Consider the following 25127-nt stretch of genomic DNA (forward strand, 5'->3'; position numbering starts at 1 on the left):
GCGCCGGGACGAACCGTCTGCCATAGTTTGTAACGATTCACGCGAATCGATCCAAAGAAAGCAGGATGTGGAGCAGCGACTCCTTCGGTGCGCTGCGACAGACCGAGCAGAGAGGCTCTGCAGATGACATCGACGACCAGGCGAAGTGCTCGCCATCTCCTCCCGCTCGCTGCCGCGGCGACTGCTGCGGCGCTGGCGCTGACTGCCTGTTCTGGTGGTGGCGGAGGGGGTGGCTCGGAGGAGGCCGAGTCCCTCGACCCGGACGAGCAGATCACTCTCCGGATGGACTGGTGGGGTAACGACGACCGTGCCGAGCGGTACAACGAGGCGATCGAGCTGTTCGAGGAGGAGTACCCGAACATCGACGTGCAGGCGAACTTCTCCTCCTGGGACGACTACTGGACCGCGCGCAACACCGAGGCCGCCGGCTCCTCGTTGCCGGACGTCTTCCAGATGGACCTCGCCTACCTCACCCAGTACGGCAACCGGAACCAGCTGCTGGACCTGGCTCCCTACCTGGGTGGTGAGCTCGATGCGAGCGGCATGCCGGAAGAGCTTCTCGACTCTGGCCGCGTCGGGGACGCGCTCTACGGCGTTCCGCAGAGCACGAACACCCTCGCGCTCTTCTACATCCCGGCCACGGTGGAGAAGATCGGCGTGGAGCCGCCGACCGCGGACATGACCTGGGCCGATTATGTGCAGTGGAACGCCGAGGCTGCTGACGCCGGAACCGACCAAGAACCGGCGTTGTACGGAACTGGTGACTTCACCGGCGTGTTCTGGATGTACATCCAGTGGATGGTGCAGAACGGGAACGACGTCTTCACCGATGACGGTGAGCTGGCGTTCACCGAGGACGACGTGCGCAGCTGGCTGGAGCTCACCGCGGACCTGCGGGAGAACGACCAGCTCTTCCCCGCCGAGCGTGCCGCCCAGCTTGACCCGATGAGCGGGTTCACCGAGGGTGAGGTCGCCACCGAGTTCTCCTGGGACAACTTCCTCGCCGGCTACTTGGCCGACTCCGGAGCGGACCAGATCGAGATGCTCCCGGTGCCCACGGTCGAGGGGTCGGATGCGCGAGCGATGTTCCAGAAGCCGTCGATGCTGCTCTCAGCAGCCCAGACCACGCAGCACCCGGCTGCTGCCGCTGCCCTGATCGATTTCATCACCAACGACCCGGAGGTGGGCGAGGTGTTTGGCACCTCCCGCGGCGTGCCCTCCACCGAGTCCGCACGCTCGCAGCTCGATGCCGAGGGTGTGGATGCACAGGTGATCGGTTACGAGGAGGACGTTGCCGACCAGATCACCGAACCGGTACCGACCTTGCCGGAAGGCTTCGGCACCATCGAGTCGGCCTGGCTGCGGCTCTCGGAGAGCCTTGGCTACGGCGAGATCACGGTGGACGAGTTCATCGAGCAGTGGTTCGCGGAGGCGGACAGCGCGCTGTCCTGACCGAGACCGCACGAGGCGGGCTGCACGCTGACCGGCTGCGGATCGGCAGGTATGGACCGCCGTCCGCCGAGCGACAAGCACCTAGACCCAGGATCCAGCCCGGATCCTGGGTCTAGGCGCTTGTGGGATCGGCGTGCGTTGGTGGTGTGCACCATGCCCGAGGGGGTGCTTGACCCGGCTGGTGCCCATCACTAGCGTCGCTGGATAACGCTTACCGACGGGGGTGCGGCGCAGGTCGGATGCTCGACCGAGCCGGGTGACGGGCTCCGGTGCGTCGTCTCACCAACGTGAGTGAATCGATTCATAGTCGAGGAAGATCGCACGGCACGCGCCACGATCCTTCTGACACCGCGATGAGAGAAGGGTCGTGCCCATGACCGATGTACCTGAGATGTCCCGCCGGACGTTCGGCAGGCTGGCCGGAGTGACCGCCTGCGCGCTCCTCCCACTGGCGGTGCCGAGCCGCGCTGCGGCGCAGGAGGCGCCCGCCGTCCAGGAGACGGACAGCCAGATCATCGTCGACAACGGCGAGATAGAGCTCACCATCGACAAGTCCAACGGCCGCGCCCGCTCGCTCGTCTACGGCGGACGCAACCTGGTCGGTCGAGGTAACTATGACATGAACAGCACCCGCGAGGGTTCGCGACTCCCGCTGCCTGGCGGGGAGACGACGTTCAGCATCCGGCAGGAGGCGGACTTCGTGGACGTCGCCTTCACCCATCCGCCCAGCAACGACATGCCGTGCTGGCTCACCCGGCACCACATCGTCAGGTCCGGGGAGACCGGCGTCCATCTCGCCACGAGCTTTGAGCACCCCGCCGATCTGCACGGGTTCCGCACCGACCAGCACCGTTACGTCGTCTACACCGCAGGTGACACCTTCACCCACGCGTGGGTGGAGGACGACCCGATCGGCGAGCCGTGGCGCCAGGCGGCAGCCAAGATGCCCACACCGCAGGAGATGAGCCAGGCGGCCGTGGTCATGGACGCCACCTACGACCTGGCCGGTACCGGCAGCGAGTACCCGCGCCGCTACTACACGAAGTACGACTGGGCGGTGTACATGCAGGAGCACGGGCTGCACGGGCTGCACGGGCTGTACGGCAACGGCTACGGGATGTGGGCAGCGCTGCCGAACCTCGAGGCGTTCAGCGGTGGCCCGGTGCGGCAGGACCTGATCCTGCACCAGCGCACCGGAGGGCCGGTGCTGCTGGTAGAGCCGCACGCCACGCACTACGGCGCACCACCGATCCGGGTCGAGGCCGGCCAGCCCTGGCAGAAGACCTATGGCCCCTACTACGTGCACCTCAACCGCGGTGACGATCCAAGGCAGCTCCACGAGGATGCAGCGCAGTACGCCCGGTTCGATGCGCATGCGGACCTCTACGACCGCCTCGCCCTGCCTGGCTGGACGCCGCGCGCCGACCGGTCCACGGTGAGCGGCGTTGCCAGGATCCCGGGAGTGCGCCAGTGGGACGGCGCCCTCGCGGTCCTCTCCGACAACCGCACACCGATGCAAGACACCGTCCTGGGCTACAACTACTGGACCAGCATCGGCCGCGGTGGCCGGTTCGAGATCGACCACGTACGCCCTGGCACCTACCGGCTCACCCTGTACGGCGACGGGATCTGGGGTGAGCACGTGATCGACGACGTCCAGGTCGGCGCCGGACAGCACGTGCGACTGGGCGCGATGCACTGGGAGACGGAGGAGCACGGTCGCACCGTCTTCCAGATCGGGACGCCGAACCGCACCTCGGTCGAGTTTCGCAACGGTGCCCAGTTCCGGCAGTACGGCCTCTACCAGCAGTTCCACTAGGACTTCCCGGACGGAGTCGCCTACACCGTCGGGGAGAGCGACGAGTCCGACTGGAACTACATCCAGTACCAACGCGCCTACCGGGTCGAGGCGCCGAGCGGCACTGTGCTGCCCGAAGGAGCCGAGGGTGTCTACCTGTTCGATTTCGGGAGCGGCAGCAGTCCCCTGGCCGCCGGCTACGAGCGTGTGGCCGATGACCTGCTCTACTCCGCTGGCCAGGGCTTCGGGCTCGACAAGAGCGTGGACTCCCGCTCTCGGGACAGTGGCAGCGAGCTGCTGCGGGACTTCACCGTCGGGGCCGACTACACCTTCTCGGTGGACCTGCCGGACGGGGAGTACGCCCTCACCGTGCACTCGGGGGACGCGATCGCGGCGAACCAGTCGCAGGTCTCGGTCGATGGCGGCCCGCCGGTGGATCTGTCTGCCGATGCTGGCGAGTACGCCACCCACACTGAGCAGGTGACAGTCCAGGGTGGTCGCCTGGACCTGACCGCCAGCGGCGACGGACGGATCAATGCGGTAGAGATCCTCGCCGCTGATGCTGCTGTGCCGGTGCTGGAGTCCCTCAGCACGGACGGTGCCGAGCTGGTGCCGGAGTTCAGCCCGTTCCGCTCGGACTTCGCCGTGGACCTGGCCCCAGGCGTCGAGTCGGTCACCATCCAGGCAATCGGCAAGGACGGTGAGCCGGTGTCCGTGGCGGGTGAGCCGGTTCCGGACAGCGGGCTCACCGTGCCGCTGAGCGGGCGCCGCAGCGAGATCGAGATCCAGGTCGGCGCTGGCGACGGGGAGCCGACCACCTACCGCCTGCACGTCACCACCCAGGAGCCGCCCTGGCAGATCCTCTTCGATCTGCCCAGCGCGCCTGCCCCGCAGGTGAAGGCGACCCTCTCGGTCTGGCTGGCCGCCTGGGCGATGGGTGCGGCGCTGCCTGTGCCGCCGGAGGAGAGCAACCTGACCATCTCGGTGAACGACACTCCGTTCGTCTGGACGTTCAAGCCGGACGATGCCCGCGGGGCGACCTACCGCAGCGCGTGCGGTGGTCGGGTCTACCGTCGGGAGATCGCATTCGACGGCGCGCTGCTGCGTAGCGGCCGTAACGAGATTACAGTGCAGATCAACAAGGGTGCAGCCCACTTGTTTAACGAGGCGGCCTACGACGCCATCCGGCTGCAGATCGCCGACTGAGCTGCCCCGCTGCCGCGCACTTGTGGAGCCGTCCGGCTCACCTCTGTGCTGGCACCGCAGCGGCGGCGCGTCGGCAGGGTCAGCTCTCGGGTAGCGCCAGCACGGTCACGGGACGCCCCTCCGGTGACCGTGCTTCGACGTCCTGGCGCTCGGCCACCACGACGATCTCCTCGCCGTGCTGCCATGCCCGCCACCAGCTCGAGCCACGGACGGTGAGCTCGCCTGCGGCCAGCTGGGAGCGGGCGGTGGTCAGCGGTTTGACCGTGGTCATGAACGGTGCCACCTGCTCCAGGGTGCGGCGCTGGACGTCGGGAATCCGACCTGAGGCCTCCGGCCCGACGTTCAGCAGCAGTCGGCCACCACGGGAGACCACGTCCGCGTACAGCTGGGCCAGCTCTCGTGCCGACAGGGTCAGGGCGGTGTCCTCCATCTGGTTGTAGCCGAAGGAGAACCCGAGACCGCGGGTGTGCTCCCAGCTGCTGCCCGTCTCGTTAGCGACGTCGTGGGAGTATTCGCTGGTGCGGTAGTCCCACACCGGGCTGCCCCAACGGTCGTTGACGATCCCGTCCGGCACGGCCCGCCGGTACCGGGTCAGCAGCGCATCCAGCGAGCCGTCCGCCTTGCCCGCATCCGGCCAGTTGATGTCGTTCCAGAGCACGGACGGGAGGTAGCGCTCGATCAGGTCGTCCACGTGCGCGGTGGCGTAGGCGGCGTAGTCGGCACCGTTGGGTCGCAGCGGCTCCAGGTCGTCGCTCGAGGTGATCGGCGGGTGGTCGGCGAATGCCCAGTCCAGCCCGCCGGAGTAGTAGACGCCGAACCGCAGGCCGGCCTGTCTCGTCGCGTGGGCGAGGGGAGCGAGCAGGTCACGGCCCGGTCCTGCCTCGACAGTGGTAGGCGCCCGGTCTCCCGGGGCGTCCCACAGGCAGATCCCGTCGTGGTGCTTGGTCACCGGGATGACGTAGTCGGCCCCGGCGTCCTGGAACAGCTGCACCCAGTCCGCGGGGTCGTAGCTCTCCGCCTGCCAGTCCTGCAGGAACGATGCGTACGGCCGGTCACCGTGCGCGGTGGCGTGGTGCTGGGCTGCGGGGGACCCGGCGATCCGGATCGTGTTCGCGTACCACTCCGCATAGGCGTTGTGCGTGAACCACTCGTCGTCCGGCACCGCGCCGAGCGCACCGGTGGGCTCGGCCCACGCGGGCACGGAGTAGGCCCCCCAATGGATGAAGATCCCGAGGCTGGCGTCTTGAGCCCAGGTCGGCAACGGATCTGGCTGCGGCATCATCGGCTCCTGTCGGGCGCGGTGTGGCTGCTGCCGGAGGTGCCAACGGTTGACCGCCAGCGCAGCGTGGACTCGGCCATCTCATCACACGTCAGAGCCGACCAGGGTCGGCGCGGCGTGGCGATGGTCGGCGACGGGGCCGGTGGTGGTCGCCGTAGCTCCAATGCGATCTTGTATCGATCCAGCGCTGACCTGCGACGATGCGGCGAAGGGCTCGTCCAGAGTGCTCTGCACGGGCTGCCCGCTGTGACTAAAACGTGACCATTACTGCCGGATGGCGCTTTCCGGCGCTTGCGTCGAGGCGTTCGCCATGTCATCATCTGTAACGATTCATTTTGCTCCCGACACGAGGCCTGCACCGCCCACGGCGTACTCCGATGCGGGCCGAGCAGAGAGGCTCCTCCGTATGACTGCAAGGAACCGGCGCTCCACTCCGCGATACCTCCCGCTGGCCGCAGCGGCTACCGCCGCAACACTCGCTCTCACGGCGTGCTCCAGCGGGAGCGATGGCGGCGGGGAACCGGGCAGTGGCGGCACTGTCGACCCGGACGAGCAGATCACGCTGACCATGTACTGGTGGGGCAACGAGGATCGTGCCGACCGGTACAACGAGGCGATCGAGCTGTTCGAGGAGGAGTACCCGAACATCGACGTGCAGGCGAACTACTCCGCATGGGACGACTACTGGCCCGCGCGGGCGACAGAGGCTGCCGGATCGTCGCTGCCGGACGTGTTCCAGATGGACCTGGCCTACCTGAGCCAGTACGGCGGACGGAACCAGCTGGTCGACCTGACCCCGTACCTGGGCGGTGAGCTGGATGCGACCGGTATGCCCGAAGAGCTCCTCGACTCCGGCCGGGTGGGCGACGGGCTGTACGCGATCCCGCAGAGCACCAACACGTTGGCGATGTTCTCCAATCCGGAGCTGATCGAGGAGCTCGGCGTGGAGGCGCCCACTGCGGACATGACCTGGAGCGACTACGCCCAGTGGGCAGCGGAAGCAGCAGGCGCCGGGGCCGACGCTGATCCGGCGCTCTATGGCGCCTACGACTTCACCGGAGTGTTCTGGCTGTTCATCCAGTACATGGTGCAGAACGGCAACGAGGTCTTCACTGACGACGGTGAGCTGGCCTTCACCGAGGACGACGTTCTCGAGTGGCTCAGCCTGGCGAGCGACCTGCGGGCCGAGGGGCAGGTCTGGCCCCCGGACCGGGCTGCCCAGTTCGATCCGCTGGACGGCTTCAGCGCCCAGGAGGTCGCGACGTCAGGCACCTGGGACAACTTCCTCGCGATGTACTACGCCGACACCGGGCTGGACGAGCTGGACATCCTGCCGATACCCACTGTTGAGGGGAACGACGCACGCGGACTGTTCCAGAAACCGTCGATGCTGCTCTCAGCCGGCCAGAACACTGAGCACCCGGAGGCAGCGGCAGCGCTGATCAACTTCATCACCAACGATGCCGAAGCCGGAGCGATCTTCGGGACCTCCCGCGGCGTCCCGGCCACCGAGTCCGCGCGCTCAGAGATGGACGTGAGCGGTACGGACGAGCAGGTCATCACCTTCGAGGAGGAGATGGCTGACGAGATCACCGAGCCGGTGCCCACGCTGCCGGAAGGCTTCGGCACGATCGAGGCGGCATGGCTGCGCCTCTCCGAGACCCTCGCTTACGGCGAGATCACCGAGGACGAGTTCGTCCAGCAGTGGTTCGCTGAGGCCGAGAGCGCTCTGCCGTGATTCAGGCCGCGTCCCCTGAGATCGAGGAGGTCTCATGACGACTGACACTCGCCTCGGCGCTGCCGCCGACACCGGGAAGCGGCCCCACCAGGGGTCGCGGACCCGGGCGGAGGCGCGGGCCGGCTATGTGTTCCTGCTGCCATGGCTGGTGGGCTTCTTCGTGCTGACGGTCGGTCCGATGCTGGCGTCGCTCTACCTGTCGTTCACCGACTATGACCTGTTCGGCGCGCCGGAGTTCATCGGGGCGGACAACTACAAGGACCTGTTCGCCGACCCGCGGTTCCGCAAGTCGGCGCAGGTGACCGGGCTGTACGTCGTCCTGGGTGTACCGATCAAGCTGGCGGCGGCTTTGGGTGTGGCGATGTTGTTGAACGCCAAGCGCAAGGGTCTGGGCTTCTACCGGTCAGCGTTCTACGCGCCGTCGCTGGTGGCGGCGAGTGTGTCGATCGCGATCGTCTGGCGTGCGATGTTCATCGACGACGGCGCCGTGGACCGAGCGCTGCAGGTGTTCGGTATCCACCTGGGCGGCTGGGTCGGAAACACCAGCATGATCATGCCGATGTTCATCCTGCTGGCAGTCTGGGCCTTCGGTGCGCCGATGGTGATCTTCCTCGCCGGTCTGAAGCAGGTGCCTGGAGAGCTGTACGAAGCGGCCGATATGGACGGCGCCGGCCGGTGGCGCAAGTTTGTCAACATCACGTTGCCGATGCTCTCGCCGGTGATCTTCTTCAACCTGCTGATGGACACGATCGGCTCGTTCCAGGTGTTCGGCTCGGCGTTCATCATCTCCAGCGGGACCGGTGGTCCTGCCGACGCCTCGCTGTTCTACACCCTGTACCTGTACATCAAGGGGTTCAGCGAGTTCCGGATGGGCTACGCCTCGGCGATGGCCTGGGTGCTGGTGGTCGTCGTCGGTCTGCTGACCCTGGTCTTCTTCCGGACCTCGAAGTTCTGGGTCCACTACGCAGGGGAGGAGTGAGATGAGCACCAGCGGAATCCAGGACGGGGTGGCCAACGTCCCGCCGGAGCAGAGTGTCGCGCCGCCGAGCCGAGAGGACAGCATCCGGCTGCGCAAGCAGGCCAAGCAGCGCTCCCGCGTGGGCAGCATCGTCTACCACGTCGTGATGCTGATCATGGTCGCGATCGTGCTCTACCCGGCGCTGTGGATGGTCATGAGCTCGTTGCGACCCAGCTCGGAGATCGTGGGCAACGTCTCGTTGATCCCGCGCCAGGGGACGATTCGCAACTACATCACGATCATGGACGGGATCGGCGGGGTGTCCACCTGGACGTTCTTCGCCAACTCGATGATTCTCGCCGTGCTCAGCGTCGTGGGCGTGGTGCTCTCCTCGGCGGTGACCGCCTACGCCTTCGCCCGGCTGCGGTTCAAAGGGCACGGGCTGTGGTTCGGCATCATGATCGGCACGATGCTGCTGCCCTTTCACGTGGTGATCATCCCGCAGTACATCCTGTTCAACACCCTGGGCATGATCAACACCTTCTGGCCGCTGCTGCTGGGCAAGTTCCTGGCCGCCGAGGCGTTCTTCGTATTCCTCGTGGTGCAGTTCATGCGCGGCATCCCCAAGGAGCTCGACGAGGCAGCCTCGATCGACGGCGCGGGCCACTTCCGGGTGTTCGCCACAGTGATCCTGCCGCTGACCCGGCCGGCGCTGCTGACGGCTGGCATCTTCACCTTCATCAACGCGTGGAACGACTTCCTCGGACCGTTGCTGTACCTGAAGCGGCCGGACCTGTACACGTTGCCGGTGGCGATGCGGCTGTTCGTGGACCAGACCACCACCAGCGACTATGGCGCCCAGATCGCCATGGCGGTCTTCGCGCTGATCCCGGTGCTGATCTTCTTCTTCATCTTCCAGCGCTACCTCGTCGAAGGCGTCTCCACCTCCGGGCTGAAGGGCTGACCCGTGCCGTCCGCGAGCAGCAGCACCGCCACCTGGCCGCACGAGGTGGTCGCGGCGCACCGGCCGAAGAGGTTCGCCCTGTTCGGCGAGGTGCTCTCCGTGGCACTGGTGACGCTGCTGCTCTGGCTGCCGGTGGTGACCGTGCTGCCGGCGCTCGCCGCCGGTACCGCACACCTGCGCCGGTACCTGGAAGGCCGTGCTGACCCGGTGCGTCAGGTGCTCACCGACTTCGTCGCCAGCTGCCGGGGGGTCTGGGGCTACGGGATCGCGTTGCCCGCGATCGCGTTCTTGCTGGTGCTGAATGTCGACATCGCCACCTACACCGAGCTGCCGGGCGGTTCGGTGCTGCGGCTGCTCAGCGTCCTGGTCGGCGCCGCAGTCGCTGTGGTGGCGCTGCGTGCCGCCGGTCGGCACGCAGCGGCGCGACAGAGCGGCCGGCACACCACCTGGACGGACAGTCTCCGCGCGGCAGTCGACCTGAGCCGGAAGGACCCAGCGGGATCTGCCCTGCTGGTGGCCGCCCTCGTCGTCTGCGCCGTGATCGTCTGGATGCTCACCGCCCTGGCCATCCTCGTGCCCGGATTGCTCGCCCTGGCGATCCTGGGTGTCGACTACCGCTACGAGCTTCGCCAGACCCGCTGACCTCGCCGTCCGAACCCCGACCTGTTGGAGAGAGACATGACCACCTCGCGCCGCCGGTATGCGGTGATCGGCACCGGAGCCCGGGCCGGGATGTACCTGCACGAGATCACCGGAACCTTCTCCCGCGCCAGTGAGCTCGTCGCCGTCTGCGAGCCGAACCCCGGCCGCGCCGCCTACCACGCGGACCGGCTCGGTGTGCAGGTGCCGCGGTACGAGCCTGCTCAGCTCGAGGACATGATCGCCACCGAGCGGGTCGACCGGGTGGTGGTCACCGCACCCGACCATGCTCATGCCGAGCTGGTGGCCCGGGCCATGCGTGCTGGTGCGGACGTGGTGGTGGAGAAGCCGCTGACCACCACGGCCGAGGGTGTGCGCACCATCCTTACCGCGATCGACGAGACCGGCCGCGACCTGGTGATGACGTTCAACTACCGGTACTCGCCGCGCAACTCCGCGCTGCGGGAGGTGATCGCCTCCGGCCGCATCGGGCGGGTGCTGTCCGTGCACTTCGAATGGGTGCTGAACACCTCGCACGGTGCGGACTACTTCCGCCGCTGGCACCGGGAGAAGGCCAGCTCCGGTGGTCTGCTGGTGCATAAGGCCTCGCACCACTTCGACCTGGTGAACTGGTGGCTGGACGACGCTCCGACGCGGGTCTTCGCCAGCGGCGGGCTGAGGTTCTACGGCCCGGACGGTGCAGGCGCCGAGCAGGCCGGGCGACGGCCGCACCGTGGCACCGGTGCCCCGGCCGAGGACCCCTGGTCGCTCGACCTGGCCAAGGACCCGCGGCTGAAGGCGCTGTACCTGGACGCCGAGGCCTATGACGGCTACCGCCGCGACCAGGACGTGTTCGGCCCTGGTATCACCATCGAGGACAACCTGGGCCTGGTGGTCAACTACAGCCGCGGCGCCGTGCTGACCTACTCCCTGAACGCGCACGCCCCGTGGGAGGGCTACCGGGTCAGCGTGAACGGCACCGAGGGGCGTGCCGAGCTGGACGTGGTGGAGTCGAGCTGGGTGGACGCCGGACGCGATCCCGGTGCCATCGACCCCTCCGCCGACCCCGAGGCTGTTGGCGGGGACGGTGCCCGCCCGGTCGGCGAGCACCTGGTGGTGCAGCGGTACTGGCAGCGGGCCGAGGAGGTGACCATCCCCGAAGGCACCGGTGGTCACGGTGGCGGTGACGCCATCCTGCTCAGGGACGTCTTCGACCCCGACGGTGCCGCCGACCCGTTGGGCCGGGCCGCCGGGGTGCTGGACGGTGTCCGAGCAGTCAGCGTGGGTATCGCGGGGAACGCGTCCCTGGTCAGCGGCCAGCCGGTGACCATCGCCGAGCTCGACCTCGGCGTCGACCTGACCGCACCCGGATCCGTGGGCTCGCGGGCCACCGACGATGCCGCCTCATCTGCCCCCACGACGACGGAGGGCGCCCGCTGATGCCCCGCTACTGCTTCATCAACCGGGTCCGCGCCGACCGGCTGGCCGAATACACCGCGGCACACGCTGCTGTCTGGCCGGAGATGCTCAAGGCGTTGCGAGACGCCGGTTGGCGCAACTACCGCCTCTACCTCAGCCCGGACGGTCTGCTGGTGGGGCACTTCGAGGCCGACGACTACGACGCCGCTCAGGCCGCGATGGCCCAGACCCAGGTGAACGCCCGATGGCAGGCAAGCATGGAGAAGTACTTCGTCAACCCGGGGAACCCGGACGAAGGCTTCGAGGTGCTGCCGGAGATCTTCAGCCTGGAGGACCAGCTCCAGGCAGCCGCCCTGCCCACCACGCCGAACGGCTGACACCTGACCCACCGCCGTCACCGGCGTGACGCCAGGCGTGCAACGCTGGACCCGGCCGGAGGGGGCGACCCGCGAGCAGGTAGGAGATGTGATGAGCAGTGCGCTGACCTGGCACAACCTCGGTGAACCCCGCGGCCGCGGCTGGCCCGCCGAGGCGATGGACCGCAGGTACGACCGGCTGCCCGCCCACGCCCGCCACCTCGTGCCCGAGCTGGTCTGGGGTCTGAGCCGGCACGCCTCGAGCCTGTTCCACGAGTTCGAGACCGACGCCACCGAGCTGCACGCGCGCTGGGAGATCCGTGGCCCGGAGATGGTGCTGGGACACATGCCGGCCACTGCGACCGCCGGTATCGACCTGTACGCCCACAGCCCGGCAGGCACGCTGCGCTGGGCCGGTTCGGCCGCGCCCACTGGCCTGCAGAGCGAAGCCGTCATCGCCGAGAACCTGGCGCCCGGCCGGCGCCGGTACCGGCTCTACCTACCGTTGGTCAACCAGCTCGCCGACATCACCCTGGGCCTGCCAGGCGGGACCGACCTCACCGTGGTGGGACCTGGGGGGCAGCTGCCGGTGGTGTACTACGGCACCTCGATCATCCACGGCATCGCCGCATCCCGTACCGGGATGAGCCTGCCGGCGATCCTCGGGCGCCGGCTCGGCCGGGACGTGGTCGGGCTCGGGTTCTCCGGCAACGGGAAGATGGAGACCGCGCTGGCCGAGCTGCTCGCCGAGCTCGACGCCGCGGTGTACGTGGTGGACTGCCTGCCGAACATGGACGCCGACCTGGTCCGCGAACGCGCTCTGCCGTTCCTGCGCACGCTGCGCGCGGCCCGCCCCGCGACACCGATCCTGCTGGTGGAGGACCGCTCGTACACCAACGCGTGGCTCCGGCCGGACCGGCAGGAGGCGCACGCAGCCTCCCGCCGCGAGCTGCGCACCGCCGTCGAGACGTTGCTGGCGGAGGGGGAGACGAACCTGCACCTGCTGGCACACACCGGGCTGCTCGGCGAGGACGACGAGGGCACAGTGGACAGCTCGCACCCGACCGACCTCGGCTTCCTGCGGATGGCCGACCGGGTGACGCCGGTGCTGGCCGACCTGCTTGTGGCCGGCCAGCACCGCCCGCTCACCGCTGACCGAGTCCCTGGATGAGGTAGCCGAGCCGCGCCGCCGCGTCCGCTGACAGCCAGCCCTTGTCGATACTGCGCTCCAGCGCCCGGACGAACCGGTCCGCGGCCCGCGCCGCCTGCTCGTGGCGCCCGGCGTCCAGGTGCCGCTGTGCCGCGGACACTGCGTTGCCCAGCTGGGCCGCCGCGGGCCGGTCCACCTGGCCGGCAGCGATCGCCGAGTCCACTGCCGTAGCCAGGTCCTCCAGCGCGCCCGGCAGCCACACCGCGGGCGTGGGCACGTCACGGACGTCCATGTCCGAGGCGAGGTAGTAGCTCGGCCAGGAGGGCTGGTTGTAGGCGGTCTGCTGTCGGGCCACCTCCGCCCGGTACTGCACGTCGTGCATCAGCGTGGTCAGTGCCATGTCGGTGACCTCTGTGGACAGGTAGATGCGGATCGCGTCGGAGTCGCCGGTGCGCACCAGCAGCTCCTCGCGCCAGTCGCCGAAGATGTCCGCGACCAGGCTCGGGTTGCCCTTGGTGTCGTTGTTCGTCCGGGTGCCCTCGGCCACCAGCAGCGTGCCGTTCTCCCAGTCCTCGATGGTGGGGGTCTCCTCCTGCGCGCCGTGCACCTGCTGCGTGCTGCCATCAGCCGCCCAGTGGATGGACTGGTTCGTGCCCGGTGCCGCATCAGCCAGCAGTGCACCGTCAGCGCTGCGCAGGTCCCAGGCCCAGGTCTCCAGGCCCGGTGTGGTGCGATCGACGTCACCGACCATCCCGCGCCCGGTGTCCTGCCCGGAGTAGGCGCCGTAGAGCACCTCACCGGTCGCCGCGTCGCGCAGGGCGTAGCCGTACGGGGCCCACGCTGCGCCCTCGTGCACGGTGTAGATCTCCAGCCCGGGACGGTTCGGGTCGATGTCGGTCACGTGCATCGCGTCGCCGTGCCCGAGCCGAGCCTCCGCACCCGGGTCGGCGCTCTCCTCCGGCAGCGTGTCGAAGGAGCTGTACAGCAGGCTGCCGTCGTCGTCGATCGTGGCCGATCCGTAGATGATCTCGTGCCTGCCGTCCCCGTCCACGTCCGCCGCGGACAGGGAGTGGAAGCCCTGCGTGGTGATCGACCCGTACTCGGGGTCGGTGCCGTCCACACCGTGCGGGCTGTCGTCGAACGGGTTGGACATCGGGGTCCACCCGGAGTCGACCAGCCACTGCTGCTGGATGCTCTCACCGTCCCAGTCGTAGGTGGCGATCGTGCTGCGGGTGTAGTAGCCGCGGGCGAAGACCGCCGACGGGTGCGTACCGTCGAGGTAGGCCACCCCGGACAGGAACCGGTCCACCCGGTTGCCCGGCTCGATCCGGGACATCGCATAGTCGCCCCACATCAGACCGTCGTCATGACGCCCCGGCTGGTAGCGCACCGTGTCCAGCTCGGCACCGGTGGCACCGTCGAACACGGTGAGGTACTCCGGGCCGGAGAGCACGAAGCCCTCGAAGTCGCGCAGCTGGTTGCGCTCGCTGCGGCTGGGGGCGTAGACGTCGATGAAGTAGTCAGCCAGCTCGCGCGCATCGGCCGCAGACAGCGGGTAGTCGTAGCGCGGCTCGATCCCGAACGCCTCCTCCAGGGTGGCCGGCCAGCTGCCCGCGACCACCTCCGGGTGTTCCGTCCAGCCCTGGAACATCTCCACGACGTGCTCGTAGTAGTCCTCAGCGCTGAGCCGGTAGTCGTCGTGGGAGTAGCCCGCCTGGACATCCTCGGCAGGCATGCTGATGTACTCCGCCTGACCTGCGCCGTCGGCGGTGTGGGACGTGGTGGACGTGCCCGGTGCGGTCTTGAGCATCACCTCCGAGCGGCCGTCCCCGTCGAAGTCGTAGACGAGGAACTGGGTGTAGTGCGCACCGGCGCGGATGTTCGGCCCCAGGTCCAACCGCCACAGCTGGGTGCCGTCCAGCTCGTAGGCGTCCAGGTAGACCGGGCCGGTGTAGCCCACCTGCGAGACGTCCTTGCTGTTGGAGGGATCCCACTTCACGATGTACTCGTACTCCCCGTCGCCGTCCACGTCCCCCACGCTCATGTCGTTGGCGGAGTAGGTGTAGGACTCCCCGGCGGGGGTGACGCCACCCTCTGGGCGGTTCAGGGGCAGGTCGTAGTGACCCTGCGCCCAGGGCATCACCTCGTCGCTCGTGCTCACGGTGCGGCCGTCGACGGCGGTGCTCACCGTGTACGTAGAGGTCTCGGTGCCGTTCGGGTCGAGCAGGTTCGTGCTGTCGGTCACCGTCGCGATCGGCTCCCCGTCCCGGGAGACCACGAACTCCGGACCGTGCTGCCGGTCGGCGTCCGCACCGGTGACCTCGCCTGCGAGGAGACGCCAGCTGAGGTAGACGCCGTCGTCGGTGGTGGCGGCGACCAGTCCGCGGTCCAGGTGCTCCAGCTGCGGGACCGGTGCTGGCTCAGCCTGGGCGGGGGCGGCGTTCGCGCCGGTGCCGACCAGGGCGGTGAGCAGCATCGTGCTGCAGATTCCCCCGGTGACCAGGCGACGGGACATGCTGGGAGTCATCATCGATACCTTCGCTCAGTTCCCAATTTGAAACGATCCAAAACGTGGGGTCCATCGTACGGATCTGCTCTGGGCGGGTCAACCACGGCCCCCGGTTCGCGAACGCTCTGCTCTGCGGCTTGTGAGCGCTCACCAGCCGCGAGAGCGAGCGTTCGCGATGGGGGGTGGCGGGCGGCCCGCCGGTGTCCGGCCTACTCTGGCAGCGTGACCCCGGACCGCATCCTCACCCTCGGCCACGGCACGCTCGCGACCGAGGAGTTCCTCGACCTGGTGCGTGGGGCCGGGGTGGGGCGGATCGTCGACGTGCGCTCCTTCCCGGGCTCGCGGCGCAATCCGCAGTTCGGTCGGGAGGTGATGGCCGACTGGCTCACCGAGGCGGGCCTGGAGTACGTCTGGGAGAAGCGTCTGGGCGGTCGCCGCCGCGGCGTGGGGGAGCGGTCGGTGCACCTGGGTCTGCGGCACCCGGCGTTCCGCTCCTACGCCGACTGGATGGAGACCGAAGAGTTCCGCGACGGGCTGAGCACCCTGACCGAATCCCCGGTCGGGCTCACCGCTGTGATGTGCTCGGAGTCGCTGTGGTGGCGCTGCCACCGCCGGCTGCTTGCCGACCACCTGGTGCTCGTCGAGGAGCTCGGCGTCTGGCACCTGATGCACGACGGCTCGCTGCGGGAGCACCCGGTCACCCCGGAGGCGCGCCTGGTCCTGCCGCCGGAGTCGCCGACCGGTACGGCCCTGGTGGTCTATGACGGCGGAGCTCTCCCGATGCCGGTCACATCACCGGAGTAGGGGGTCCGGTCCCTGGCCACAGCGCGGCACCTGCGGCAGGCGGCGTGGTGGCGCCGAGGTCGCTCGCGTGGAGAATTGCTGTTGCCGGGACACCAGTCATCCTCCACGCGAGCGGATGGCATCGCGGAAAGCGCTTGCCGAGAGTGGGTCGGATCCGGCATGATGGAGACGGTCCGGGAGCCGGGCCGCCGGTTTCGCCTGCGCTCGGCGCTCCGGCAACCCCGGCCGTCACCCCGGCCCCCCTGAACTCACCTCGTCCTCCCACCCGAAGGAGTCCCCTGTGCCCAAGGTCGCACTCGTCACCGGCGGAAACCGCGGAATCGGTCTGGGTATCACCCAGGCGCTGCTCGCCGAGGGCTACGCCGTCGCGATCCTGGCCACCCGCCCCGAGCCCACCGAGCTGATCACCGAGCTGAGCCGCTCCGGTGAGGTCAGCTACGTGCAGGGCTCGGTGGCAGAGCTGGACGACCACGCCCGGTACGTCGACGCCGCGCTGGAACGCTGGGGCCGGATCGACCTGCTGGTGAACAACGCCGGCGTGGCGCCGTCGGTGCGCGCGGACATCCTCGAGGCCGAGCCGGAGAGCTTCGACCGGGTGCTCGGCATCAACCTGCGCGGCCCGTACTTCCTCACCCAGCGGGTGGCGAAGGTGATGATCGACCAGCAGCGGCCTGAAGCGACCGCAGCGGACGGCGCGGGCCACGCGGCTGGCCAGGCTGCGCCCTCGGTGCGCGGAACGATCGTGAACGTCTCCTCCACCTCCGCGGTGACCGTCTCCACCAACCGCGGCGAGTACTGCATCTCCAAGGCGGGGGTCGGGATGGCCACCCAGCTGTGGGCCGCGCGCCTGGCCCCGGAGGGCGTGCTGGTCTACGAGGTGCGTCCAGGGGTGATCGCCACCGACATGACCGCCGGCGTCAAGGACAAGTACGACGAGCAGTTCGCCGGCGGGCTGGCCCCGATGCCCCGGTGGGGGACACCGGCCGACGTGGCCGGCGCCGTCGTGCAGCTCGCCGCCGGCCGGATGCCCTACTCCACCGGAGAGATCATCAACGTCGACGGCGGGATGCACATCCCCCGGCTCTGACCCACCCCCGTCCCGAGTCGTCATGCCTAGGGTGCGCCATAGCGCACTCCTGGCATGACGACCGCGAAAGCCAGTAGAGGAGATCTTCGATGACCACCGCCCAGGACCTGCCCGGCACCGAGACGCTGACCATCGACGACCTCGACGTGCCGGTGGTCAGCGCCAACACCGTGGTGGTGGGCACCGGCTCGGCCGGGTTCTGCGCCGCCGACCGGCTCTGGGAGCTCGGCCAGGAGGACGTGGTGATGGTCACCGACAAGGTCGGTGCCGGCGCCAGTCGCAACGCCGGCTCGGACAAGCAGACCTACTACAAGCTCACCCTCTCCGGCGGTGACGGCGACTCCGTGCACGAGATGGCCCAGACGCTGTTCTCCGGGGGCGCCATGGACGGCGACAACGCGCTCGCCGAGGCGGCGCTGTCCGCCCGCTGCTTCCTGCGGCTGTGCGACCTGGGCGTGCCCTTCCCGCAGAACCGGTACGGGGAGTTCATCGGCTACAAGACCGACCACGACCCGCGCCGCCGGGCCACCTCCGTGGGGCCCTACACCTCCCGCTCGATGGTGCAGCAGCTGGAGAAGAAGGTCGCCCGCAACGGCACGCCGATCTACGACAACTGCCGGGTGATCGACCTGATCGTGCGCGGCGAAGGGGCCGAGGCCCAGATCGCCGGGCTGCTCGTGCTGCGCACCGACGTACCGCACGACGGCCAGCGGTCCCCGTACCTGCTGCTGCGCTGCGCGAACATCGTCTACGCCACCGGCGGGCCGGCCGGCATCTACGCCACCCGGGTGTTCCCGAACGGCCAGTGGGGCGCGTCCGGGGCCGCCTACCGGGCTGGGGTGCACGGCAAGGGCGTCACCGAGTGGCAGTTCGGGCTCGCCTCGATCAAACCGCGCTGGAACGTGTCCGGCACCTACATGCAGGTGATCCCGCGGTTCGTCTCCACCGACGCGGACGGCGGCGACGAGCGGGAGTTCCTCACCGAGGTCATCGGCGACTACGGCCGGCTGATGTCCCTGGTGTTCCTCAAGGGCTACCAGTGGCCGTTCGACGTGCGCAAGGCCCGGGACGGCTCCAGCCTGATCGACCTGCTCGTCTACCGGGAGACGGTGCTGCGCGGGCGGCGGGTGTTCCTCGACTTTCGGTCCAACCCGGTGCGGGAGACCTTCGACCACGAGGAGCTGGAGCCGGAGGCCCGCGAGTACCTGGAGAAGGCCGGGGTGCTGTTCGGCACCCCGATCGAGCGGCTGCGGGCGATGAACGAGCCCGCCTACCAGTTCTACCTGGACAAGAACCCCTATGTGGACCTGGAGCAGGAGATGCTCGAGGTGGACGTGTGCGCCCAGCACAACAACGGCGGTCTGCTGGTGGACCGGTGGTGGCAGTCGAACGTGGCCGGGTTCTTCCCGGTGGGGGAGGCGGGCGGTGCGCACGGGGTGTACCGGCCCGGCGGGTCCGCGCTGAACTCCGGCCAGGTGGGCGCCACCCGGGCGGCACAGTTCATCGCCGCCCGGCGCACCGAGGATCCGCTGGGCACCGAGGAGTTCGCGGCTGCGGCCGCCCCGGTGCTCGCCGGAGCGCGTTCGCTCGCCGAGGTGGCTTCCGACCGGGCCGCCGCCGGCACCCCGGACAACACCGGCGAGCTGCTCACCGCCGTGCAGGAGCTGATGAGCGCCAAGGCCGGCCCGGTGCGCTCGGCCGACTCGATCGCTGAGGCGCTGGCGCAGGTGCACACCTGGCTGACCGGGTACAGCGAGCTGGTGAGCGCAGATGCCACCTCCCGTCGGTCGATGAACCGCACCTTCCTGGTCCGCGACATCCTCACCACCGCCTACATCTACCTCAGCGCGATGGCCGACTACGTGGCCCACGGCGGCCGCTCCCGCGGATCGGTGCTGTACACCGACCCGGCCGGTGACCTGCCCCTGGTCGGCTACGGGCCGCACGCCGAGCAGGAGCTGGACCTGCCGGAGCTGTTCCGGTTCAGCCTGGACGGCGGTGAGCTCGCCGGGCAGGTGCAGGAGACCGCGTGGCTGGCCCCGGTCGGTACTCCCGGTGCATCGGTCGGTGCGCAGGCGCCGAGCGAGGCGCCAGTCACGGAACCAGCGTTCGCCGCCGCAGCGGAGCGGGATAGCACGGACCCGGCCGGGCAGCCGGTGTTCCGGTGGCGGCCGGTGCGCCCGATCCCGGCTGACGACGACTTCTTCGAGAACGTCTGGCGGGAGTACCGCGAGCACGGCAACGTGTACTGAGGGTGCGCGGTCGGTCCGGTGGAGGCGAGCAGGAGCGGCCGGTCCCGTCGGCGGGCACCGGTTGCTCCTCACCGCGGCCCGGCCAGGGGCCTGCCGAGCAGCATCATCACGACGGCGCAGCCCACCCAGGGCAGCCGACCGCGCCATGGTCGTCGGTGGCGTGGGCGTAGCCGGTCAGCGTCGGCCGTGTGGTCCGCCGCTACCTACGACGGTGCACTCCTCGACCGGCCCCCTCGATATCCCACCATCAGGCCGCAGCGGTGCGCCGCACGGGGCTGCGCTAGTCAGCCGAGCCGGAAACCGGTGATGCTCTGCGGTGTGATGACGATGAGGTGCTCGCCGTCGGTGAGCACCTGCGGGGTGCTGGTGAGCTCGTCCAGCTGCCAGAGCACGGCTCCGGTGCGAGCATCCAGGGCCGTCAGCCGGGGCAGGCCCACCGTGAATCCCTGCTCGCCCGCGGTGACGGAGCTGGTGACGAGGACCAAGGTGCGTTCGTCCGCCAGGCACGGGCACTCGCCGGTGGTGTGCTCGTGCTGCCAGAGCAGCTCCCCGGTGGCGGTGTCCTGAGCCTGCAGGTGCGGCACCGGCTCGAAACCCAGTCCGACGAGCACGCCGTCCAGCCGAGCCAGGGCGATCCCCGGGCCGTCGGTCTGCCAGCGCCAGGAATCGCTGGTCGTGTCGAAGACGGCCACGTTGCCGTCGGGGCCGGTCCGCAGGTCGTCGGTGCCCTGCCAGTCCTCGTCGTAGCCGACCGAGCGGGCGGCCGGGTCGATCGGGACGGGGCTCTCTTCCTCGCGCAGGTACCGGGAACCGGTGGTCGTCGTGGTGGCGGTCCACACTCCCGGCGCCACCTGGTGCACCAGCACCGGGTCGTCCGCGCTGCCTACCGACTCGCCGGTCTCGGCGTCAAGGGCTGCTGCCGCGGCATACGTCGGCTGGTCGGCCACCGACGACCAGTCGGTGAGCACGGTCCCGGCGATCACTGCCAGCTGGGTCCCGTGCGTGATGGCCAGGGTCGGCTCGGCCAGCCTGGTGGACCACACCTGCTCCTCGGCGGTGAGCCGGTGCAGCTCTAGAGAACCGTCGTCGGTGATGACGTACAGGTCCTCACCCTGCCGGGCGGCGAGCTGGGCGTCGGCGACGGTCTGCTCGGCCACGGTCGCGCCAGTAGCCGGATCCAGGTCCAGCACAGTGGACCCGCGTGGCACGCAGACGAGGGCCTCCCCGTCGCTGGTGCATCGCGGCCAGGCCAGGGCGTGGCTCCACCGCTGAGCACCGGAGGCGGGGTCGAGGCCGACCAGGCCGTGCGTCGTCGAGACCACCAGCTTCCCACCGGCAAGCAGTGCGGAGCGCAGTCCGCCCTCCTCGGGCCGGTAGGTCCACACCTGCTCCGGCGGTGCGGTCGCGTCCGCGAGCCGCTCCCACGGCGAGGCCTCCGGCGCTCGCGCCGGCGCGGCCAGCACACCGAGCAGCACCAGCACGACGGCGGCGCTCGCCCAGGGCAGGGCTCCTCGCCAGGGTGCAGCTCGGCCTGCTCTGGACCGGTGTGCCGGTGCTGTCCCTGTCCCGGGCACTGGGCCGGCCCCGCGCCGGGTGAGTCCGCCCGGGGCGCGCGCAGACCCCGGTGCGCCGGACGACGACGGGTGAGCTCCGCCGTCGCCGGCGACCGGGAACTCCTGCTCCTGCCCGGATCGCACCTGACCATCTTGACCCAACGACCGGCGCTGCGTCCGGCAGACCGTCGGCCTGTGCCTGATCAGCGGTCCGCGTAGGCGGTGAGCGTGCCACCGGTGAGCAGGTAGACCTGACCCTCGGCCGCGGCAAGCCCCTCCGGTGGAGTGTCGATGGGTTGGCGCCAGCGCAGCTGACCGGTGCGGAGGTCCACGCCGAGAAGTGCGACCGCGGTCGGGGTGAACTGCTCCCGGTCGGAGAATGACGCAGAGAGCACCACGTTGTCCTCCGTGCGCGTGCACGGGCAGCTGGGCCGGTTCTCGACGGACAAGCGCCAGCGCTGCTGGCCGGTGAGAGCGTGCACCCGGTGGAGCCAGAGGTCCGGGGTCGCGGTCTCGTCCTGCCACCGTTCCGACCCGGTGGCCAGCACGTCCTCGCCGAGGGAGTACAGCGCGAGCGCGTGGTGCTCGTGCAGCAGCGTGTGCGTCGGCAGGTCGACCAGTCCGTTCGCGGTGAAACCCGCCTGCGGATAACCGTCGACCACCAGATCCGCACCGGGGAGCGGCAGCACCTCCGGCGCGTCGTCCTGCTCGTCGCCCGGCCCGTGGAAGATCGTCATCCCCATCGCGCGTACCACCGCTGGCCGGGTGTCGCCGGAGTCGGCGTCGGCGGCGAACGCGAACGGCAGCGTGGGCCGGTTCTCGCGAGGTTCGGCGGCCGTGCGCACGGTGACGATGCCCTGGCTGATCGTGATCCCGGTGAACCGCGAGCCGGTGCCGGGAAGCTCGGGCTGATGGTGCCAGACCGGGGCGCCGCCGCCTGCCGGGACGCGGGCCAACCAGGCCCGGTCCTCGGTGCTGCCGGCGACGAACAGATCGGCGCCGTTCCGGGCAGCGACATCGGCGTCTGGGAACTCGTGCGCTGTGGTGCCGCCGCTGGCATCGACGATCACGACCGCAGCTTCCTGGCCCTCGTCGGCTACGCAGACCAGCGTGTCCCCGCTGGGGGTGCAGGCGGGATCGTCCAGCGGCACGTGCCACATCTGCTCACCCGTGCTCGGGTCGACCGCCTGCAGGCCGCCGGCTGCGGCGACCACCGGGTGCTCGCCGAGCATCCAGAGACCAGGGGAGCGGCCGGTGTCCACCTGGGCGGTCCAGAGCGTGGCCGGCGGTCGGGCGTGCCGCGGCCCGCCCTGGGGGGAGAACGCCGCGCCGCCGATCACCAGCAGCACCGCCAGGGTGACCACCGGCCAGGGTGAGGTACGCCATCCCGGTGAGCTCCGCCGTCGGGAATCAGGACCGGAGGAGCCATCGCGACCCTCTGGTCCTGCTGGACCGTTGGACCGGGCGGGGTCGGCAGGGCTGGAGGCGCCGAGGTCGAACTCGTGCACCGGCTCCTTCGACATCGCGTCCATGATGCCGTACGGCTCGGTCGCGAGGGTGTGGTTGTGGTCGCCAACAGGGCTCTGAGCGACCATCACCGCACCCTCGCGGAGCTGCGGCGGTCAGAGGTAGGGCTGCACCAGCTCCAGGTAGCGCTCAGCCATGGTGGCCACCGTCTGGTCCCCGGGGGCGTCCCAGATCTCCTGGTTGAAGATCTCCACCTCCACGTCCCCGGTGTACCCGGCCTCGGCGACCCAGGTGGTGATGGTGGGGAAGTCGACGTAGCCGTCGCCCATGAACCCGCGGGAGAGCAGCGAGTCGGCGGCCAGCGGCAGGTTCCAGTCGCACACCTGGTAGCCGGCCAGGCGGCCTTCGCTGGCGGCGCGGTGAATCAGCTCGCGCAGCTTCGGGTCCCACCACACGTGGTAGGTGTCCACCACCACGCCCACCTGCTCGGCAGGGAAGGCGGCAGCCAGGTCCAGGCACTGCTCCAGGGTGGAGAGCACCGCCCGGTCGGCGGCGAAGATCGGGTGCAGCGGCTCGAGCACCAGCCGCACCCCGTGCTCGCCGGAGAACGGGGCCAGCTCACCGACCCGGTCGGCGACCCGCTGCCGGGCCGCCACCAGGTCCCGGTCCCCGCCGGGGGTGGGTGGGCCGCTCGGGCCGCTGGCCGCGGGCAGTCCGCCGACCACCATCACCAGCTCGCTGGTGCCGAGCGTGGCGGCCTCGATGATCGCGGCCTTGTTGTCGGCCAGCGCCTCGGCCTGCCCGGCGGCCTCGGCGGCGGTGAGGAAACCGCCGCGGCACAGCGAGGAGACCCGCAGCCCGGAAGCCTTCACGATCCGGGCCGCCTCCTCCAGACCTGCTTCGGCCACACGGTCGCGCCACAGGCCCACAGCGCCCAGGCCGGCGCGGGTGGCCACGTCCACCGCCTCGGCGAGGGTGAGCGCCTTGGTGGTCGCCGTGTTCAGGGACAGCCGGCTCAGGTCGCCGGTGGGGAAGTCGGTCACAGTCGGCTCCTTGCTGGTCGGCTCGGCGGTCAGAGGCTGATCGGCTCGAGCGCGATGCGGCGGCCCTCGGCCGAGGAAGCCAGGCCGGCCTCGGCCAGCTGCACCCCGCGGGCGGCCGAGAGCAGGTCGTAGCGGTGCTCGCGGCCGGCGAGCACGTCGCGCAGGAACTCCTCCCACTGGGCCTTGAAGCCGTTGTCCAGGTCGTCGTTGGCCGGTACCTCGAGCCACTGGTCGCGGAACGGCTCGGTGGCCGGCAGGTCCGGGTTCCACACCGGCTTCGGGGTGTGCGCCCGCTGCTGGGCCACGCAGTTGCGCAAGCCCGCGACCGCGGACCCGTGCGTGCCGTCCACCTGGAACTCCACCAGCTCGTCCCGGTACACGCGCACGGCCCAGGAGGAGTTGATCTGGGCGACGATCTCCTCACCGGAGGGCCCGGCGACCTCGAAGATCCCGTAGGCGGCGTCGTCGGCGGTGGCCGGGTACTCCTTGCCCTGCTCGTCCCAGCGGGTGGGGATGTGCGTGATGGTCTTGGCGGTCACCGACTTCACCGAGCCGAGGATGCCCTCGAGCACGTAGTTCCAGTGGCAGAACATGTCCGTGGTCATGCCGCCACCGTCCTCCTTGCGGTAGTTCCAGCTCGGGCGCTGGGCCGCCTGGTGGTCCCCTTCGAACACCCAGTAGCCGAACTCCCCGCGCAGAGACAGGATGCGGCCGAAGAAGCCCTCGTCCACCAACCGGCGGAGCTTGACCAGGCCCGGCAGGTAGAGCTTGTCGTGCACCACGCCGGCGGTCACCCCGGTCTCCTGGCGCAGCCGGGCCAGCTCGATCGCCTCGGAGAGGGTCTCCGCGGTGGGCTTCTCGGTGAAGATGTGCTTGCCGGCCTTCATCGCCTTGGTGAGCGTGCCGGCCCGCAGGCTGGTCATCGAGGCGTCGAACACGATGTCGGTGCGCTCGTCGGCGATGACGGCGTCCAGGTCGGTGGTCCACTCCGCCACGTCGTGCTGCTCGGCGATCTCGGCCAGGGCGTTCTCCCGGCGGCCGACCAGGATCGGCTCCACCTGCACCTTGTCCCCGTTCGGCAGCGTGAGGCCGCCCTGGTCGCGGATCGGCAGGATCGACCGGAGCAGGTGCTGGCGGTACCCCATCCGGCCGGTGATGCCGTTCATCGCGATGCGCAGGGTGCGGGTGGTCATAGAGGTCTCCTGGTGCTGATCAGTGGATGTGCTTGCTGTGGGCGGCGCGCCGCCGGCTCCGCCCGGGCGGAAGTCAGGGAGCGGTTCCCGTGCTGCCGGCGTCCGCCAGACATGACGGAACCAGCCCGCCGGAATGCGCTTTCCCAAGCCTAGGGCGGGGAGCGGCTGGGCGTCAAGGAGTGCGGGCGACGGCGCGCGGTGCGACCGGTGCGGCAGTGCCGATGCGGCGGCGATACCCGCGAGCACGCCCCGCCGTCGCA

19 protein-coding genes are annotated in these 25127 nt (G+C 69.7%); 13 read left to right on the forward strand and 6 right to left on the reverse strand.

The genetic code is table 11. The features are described from left to right. Positions 1–123: 123 nt before the first annotated feature. The 3 genes from K338_RS0105115 (at position 124) to K338_RS0105125 (ending at position 4456) form a co-directional block, all read left to right on the forward strand. A complete protein-coding gene (locus K338_RS0105115; RefSeq protein ID WP_022917102.1) occupies positions 124–1452 on the forward strand; it encodes an ABC transporter substrate-binding protein in 1329 nt (442 codons plus the stop codon). Positions 1453–1825: 373 nt separating this feature from the next. After that, a complete protein-coding gene (locus K338_RS0105120) occupies positions 1826–3271 on the forward strand; it encodes a hypothetical protein (protein WP_022917103.1) in 1446 nt (481 codons plus the stop codon). A gap of 105 nt (positions 3272–3376) precedes the next feature. Continuing rightward, positions 3377–4456, forward strand: coding sequence for a polysaccharide lyase family protein (locus K338_RS0105125; protein WP_022917104.1), 1080 nt, complete (start codon positions 3377–3379; stop codon positions 4454–4456). 79 nt (positions 4457–4535) lie between these two features. Here the strand turns inward: K338_RS0105125 and K338_RS20640 are convergent, their stop codons facing one another. Next, the gene (locus K338_RS20640) at positions 4536–5735 is read right to left on the reverse strand and encodes an alpha-L-fucosidase (protein WP_169579518.1); all 1200 of its coding nucleotides are present in this window, start codon (positions 5733–5735) and stop codon (positions 4536–4538) included. Positions 5736–6141: 406 nt separating this feature from the next. Between K338_RS20640 and K338_RS0105135 the strand changes: the two genes are divergently transcribed. The 7 genes from K338_RS0105135 (at position 6142) to K338_RS20655 (ending at position 12980) form a co-directional block, all read left to right on the forward strand. Then, complete coding sequence (locus tag K338_RS0105135) at positions 6142–7473, forward strand: ABC transporter substrate-binding protein (protein ID WP_022917106.1); 1332 nt, start codon at positions 6142–6144, stop codon at positions 7471–7473. Positions 7474–7507: 34 nt separating this feature from the next. Then, entirely contained in the window at positions 7508–8452 is a 945-nt protein-coding gene (locus K338_RS0105140; protein WP_022917107.1) for a carbohydrate ABC transporter permease, read from the forward strand. A 1-nt stretch (position 8453) separates the two neighbouring features. Further along, complete coding sequence (locus K338_RS0105145) at positions 8454–9395, forward strand: carbohydrate ABC transporter permease (RefSeq protein WP_022917108.1); 942 nt, start codon at positions 8454–8456, stop codon at positions 9393–9395. Between the two features lie 3 nt (positions 9396–9398). Next, positions 9399–10037, forward strand: a complete 639-nt coding sequence (locus tag K338_RS20645; protein WP_022917109.1) for a hypothetical protein — start codon at positions 9399–9401, stop codon at positions 10035–10037. A gap of 36 nt (positions 10038–10073) precedes the next feature. Then, positions 10074–11474, forward strand: coding sequence for a Gfo/Idh/MocA family protein (locus tag K338_RS20650; RefSeq protein ID WP_022917110.1), 1401 nt, complete (start codon positions 10074–10076; stop codon positions 11472–11474). After that, positions 11474–11830 carry an L-rhamnose mutarotase gene (locus K338_RS0105160; RefSeq protein ID WP_022917111.1) on the forward strand — a complete coding sequence of 119 codons (357 nt, stop codon included), beginning with the start codon at positions 11474–11476 and terminating at the stop codon, positions 11828–11830. Before K338_RS20650 ends, K338_RS0105160 begins: the two co-directional genes overlap by 1 nt. 91 nt (positions 11831–11921) lie before the next feature. Continuing rightward, positions 11922–12980 (forward strand): SGNH/GDSL hydrolase family protein, encoded by a 1059-nt coding sequence (locus K338_RS20655; RefSeq protein ID WP_022917112.1) that lies wholly within the window; start codon positions 11922–11924, stop codon positions 12978–12980. Here the strand turns inward: K338_RS20655 and K338_RS0105170 are convergent. Then, positions 12955–15486: a rhamnogalacturonan lyase gene (locus K338_RS0105170; protein WP_040652933.1), complete on the reverse strand. Its 2532-nt coding sequence runs from the start codon at positions 15484–15486 to the stop codon at positions 12955–12957. The genes K338_RS20655 and K338_RS0105170 overlap by 26 nt on opposite strands. A 204-nt stretch (positions 15487–15690) precedes the next feature. On the opposite strand from K338_RS0105170, the gene K338_RS20660 reads away from it, so the two are divergent. The 3 genes from K338_RS20660 to K338_RS0105185 all read left to right on the forward strand — a co-directional run bounded on the left by K338_RS20660 (position 15691) and on the right by K338_RS0105185 (position 19611). Further along, positions 15691–16272, forward strand: coding sequence for a DUF488 domain-containing protein (locus K338_RS20660; RefSeq protein WP_022917114.1), 582 nt, complete (start codon positions 15691–15693; stop codon positions 16270–16272). 280 nt (positions 16273–16552) lie between these two features. Next, positions 16553–17359: a 3-ketoacyl-ACP reductase gene (locus tag K338_RS0105180; RefSeq protein WP_022917115.1), complete on the forward strand. Its 807-nt coding sequence runs from the start codon at positions 16553–16555 to the stop codon at positions 17357–17359. An 89-nt stretch (positions 17360–17448) separates the two neighbouring features. After that, positions 17449–19611 (forward strand): FAD-binding protein, encoded by a 2163-nt coding sequence (locus K338_RS0105185; RefSeq protein WP_022917116.1) that lies wholly within the window; start codon positions 17449–17451, stop codon positions 19609–19611. A 284-nt stretch (positions 19612–19895) separates the two neighbouring features. On the opposite strand, the gene K338_RS0105190 is transcribed toward K338_RS0105185, so the two are convergent. The 4 genes from K338_RS0105190 to K338_RS0105205 are packed head-to-tail and all read right to left on the reverse strand — an operon-like array spanning position 19896 to position 24867. Beyond that, positions 19896–21308: an outer membrane protein assembly factor BamB family protein gene (locus K338_RS0105190; RefSeq protein ID WP_157612228.1), complete on the reverse strand. Its 1413-nt coding sequence runs from the start codon at positions 21306–21308 to the stop codon at positions 19896–19898. A 59-nt stretch (positions 21309–21367) separates the two neighbouring features. Continuing rightward, a complete protein-coding gene (locus K338_RS25460) occupies positions 21368–22759 on the reverse strand; it encodes an outer membrane protein assembly factor BamB family protein (protein ID WP_022917118.1) in 1392 nt (463 codons plus the stop codon). A 27-nt stretch (positions 22760–22786) separates the two neighbouring features. Next, positions 22787–23674 (reverse strand): sugar phosphate isomerase/epimerase family protein, encoded by an 888-nt coding sequence (locus K338_RS0105200; protein WP_022917119.1) that lies wholly within the window; start codon positions 23672–23674, stop codon positions 22787–22789. A gap of 29 nt (positions 23675–23703) precedes the next feature. After that, on the reverse strand, positions 23704–24867 hold the full coding sequence (locus tag K338_RS0105205) for a Gfo/Idh/MocA family protein (RefSeq protein WP_022917120.1): 1164 nt from the start codon (positions 24865–24867) through the stop codon (positions 23704–23706). Positions 24868–25127 lie beyond the last annotated feature (260 nt).

Source organism: Ruania albidiflava DSM 18029, from assembly GCF_000421225.1.
Taxonomy (GTDB): domain Bacteria; phylum Actinomycetota; class Actinomycetes; order Actinomycetales; family Beutenbergiaceae; genus Ruania; species Ruania albidiflava.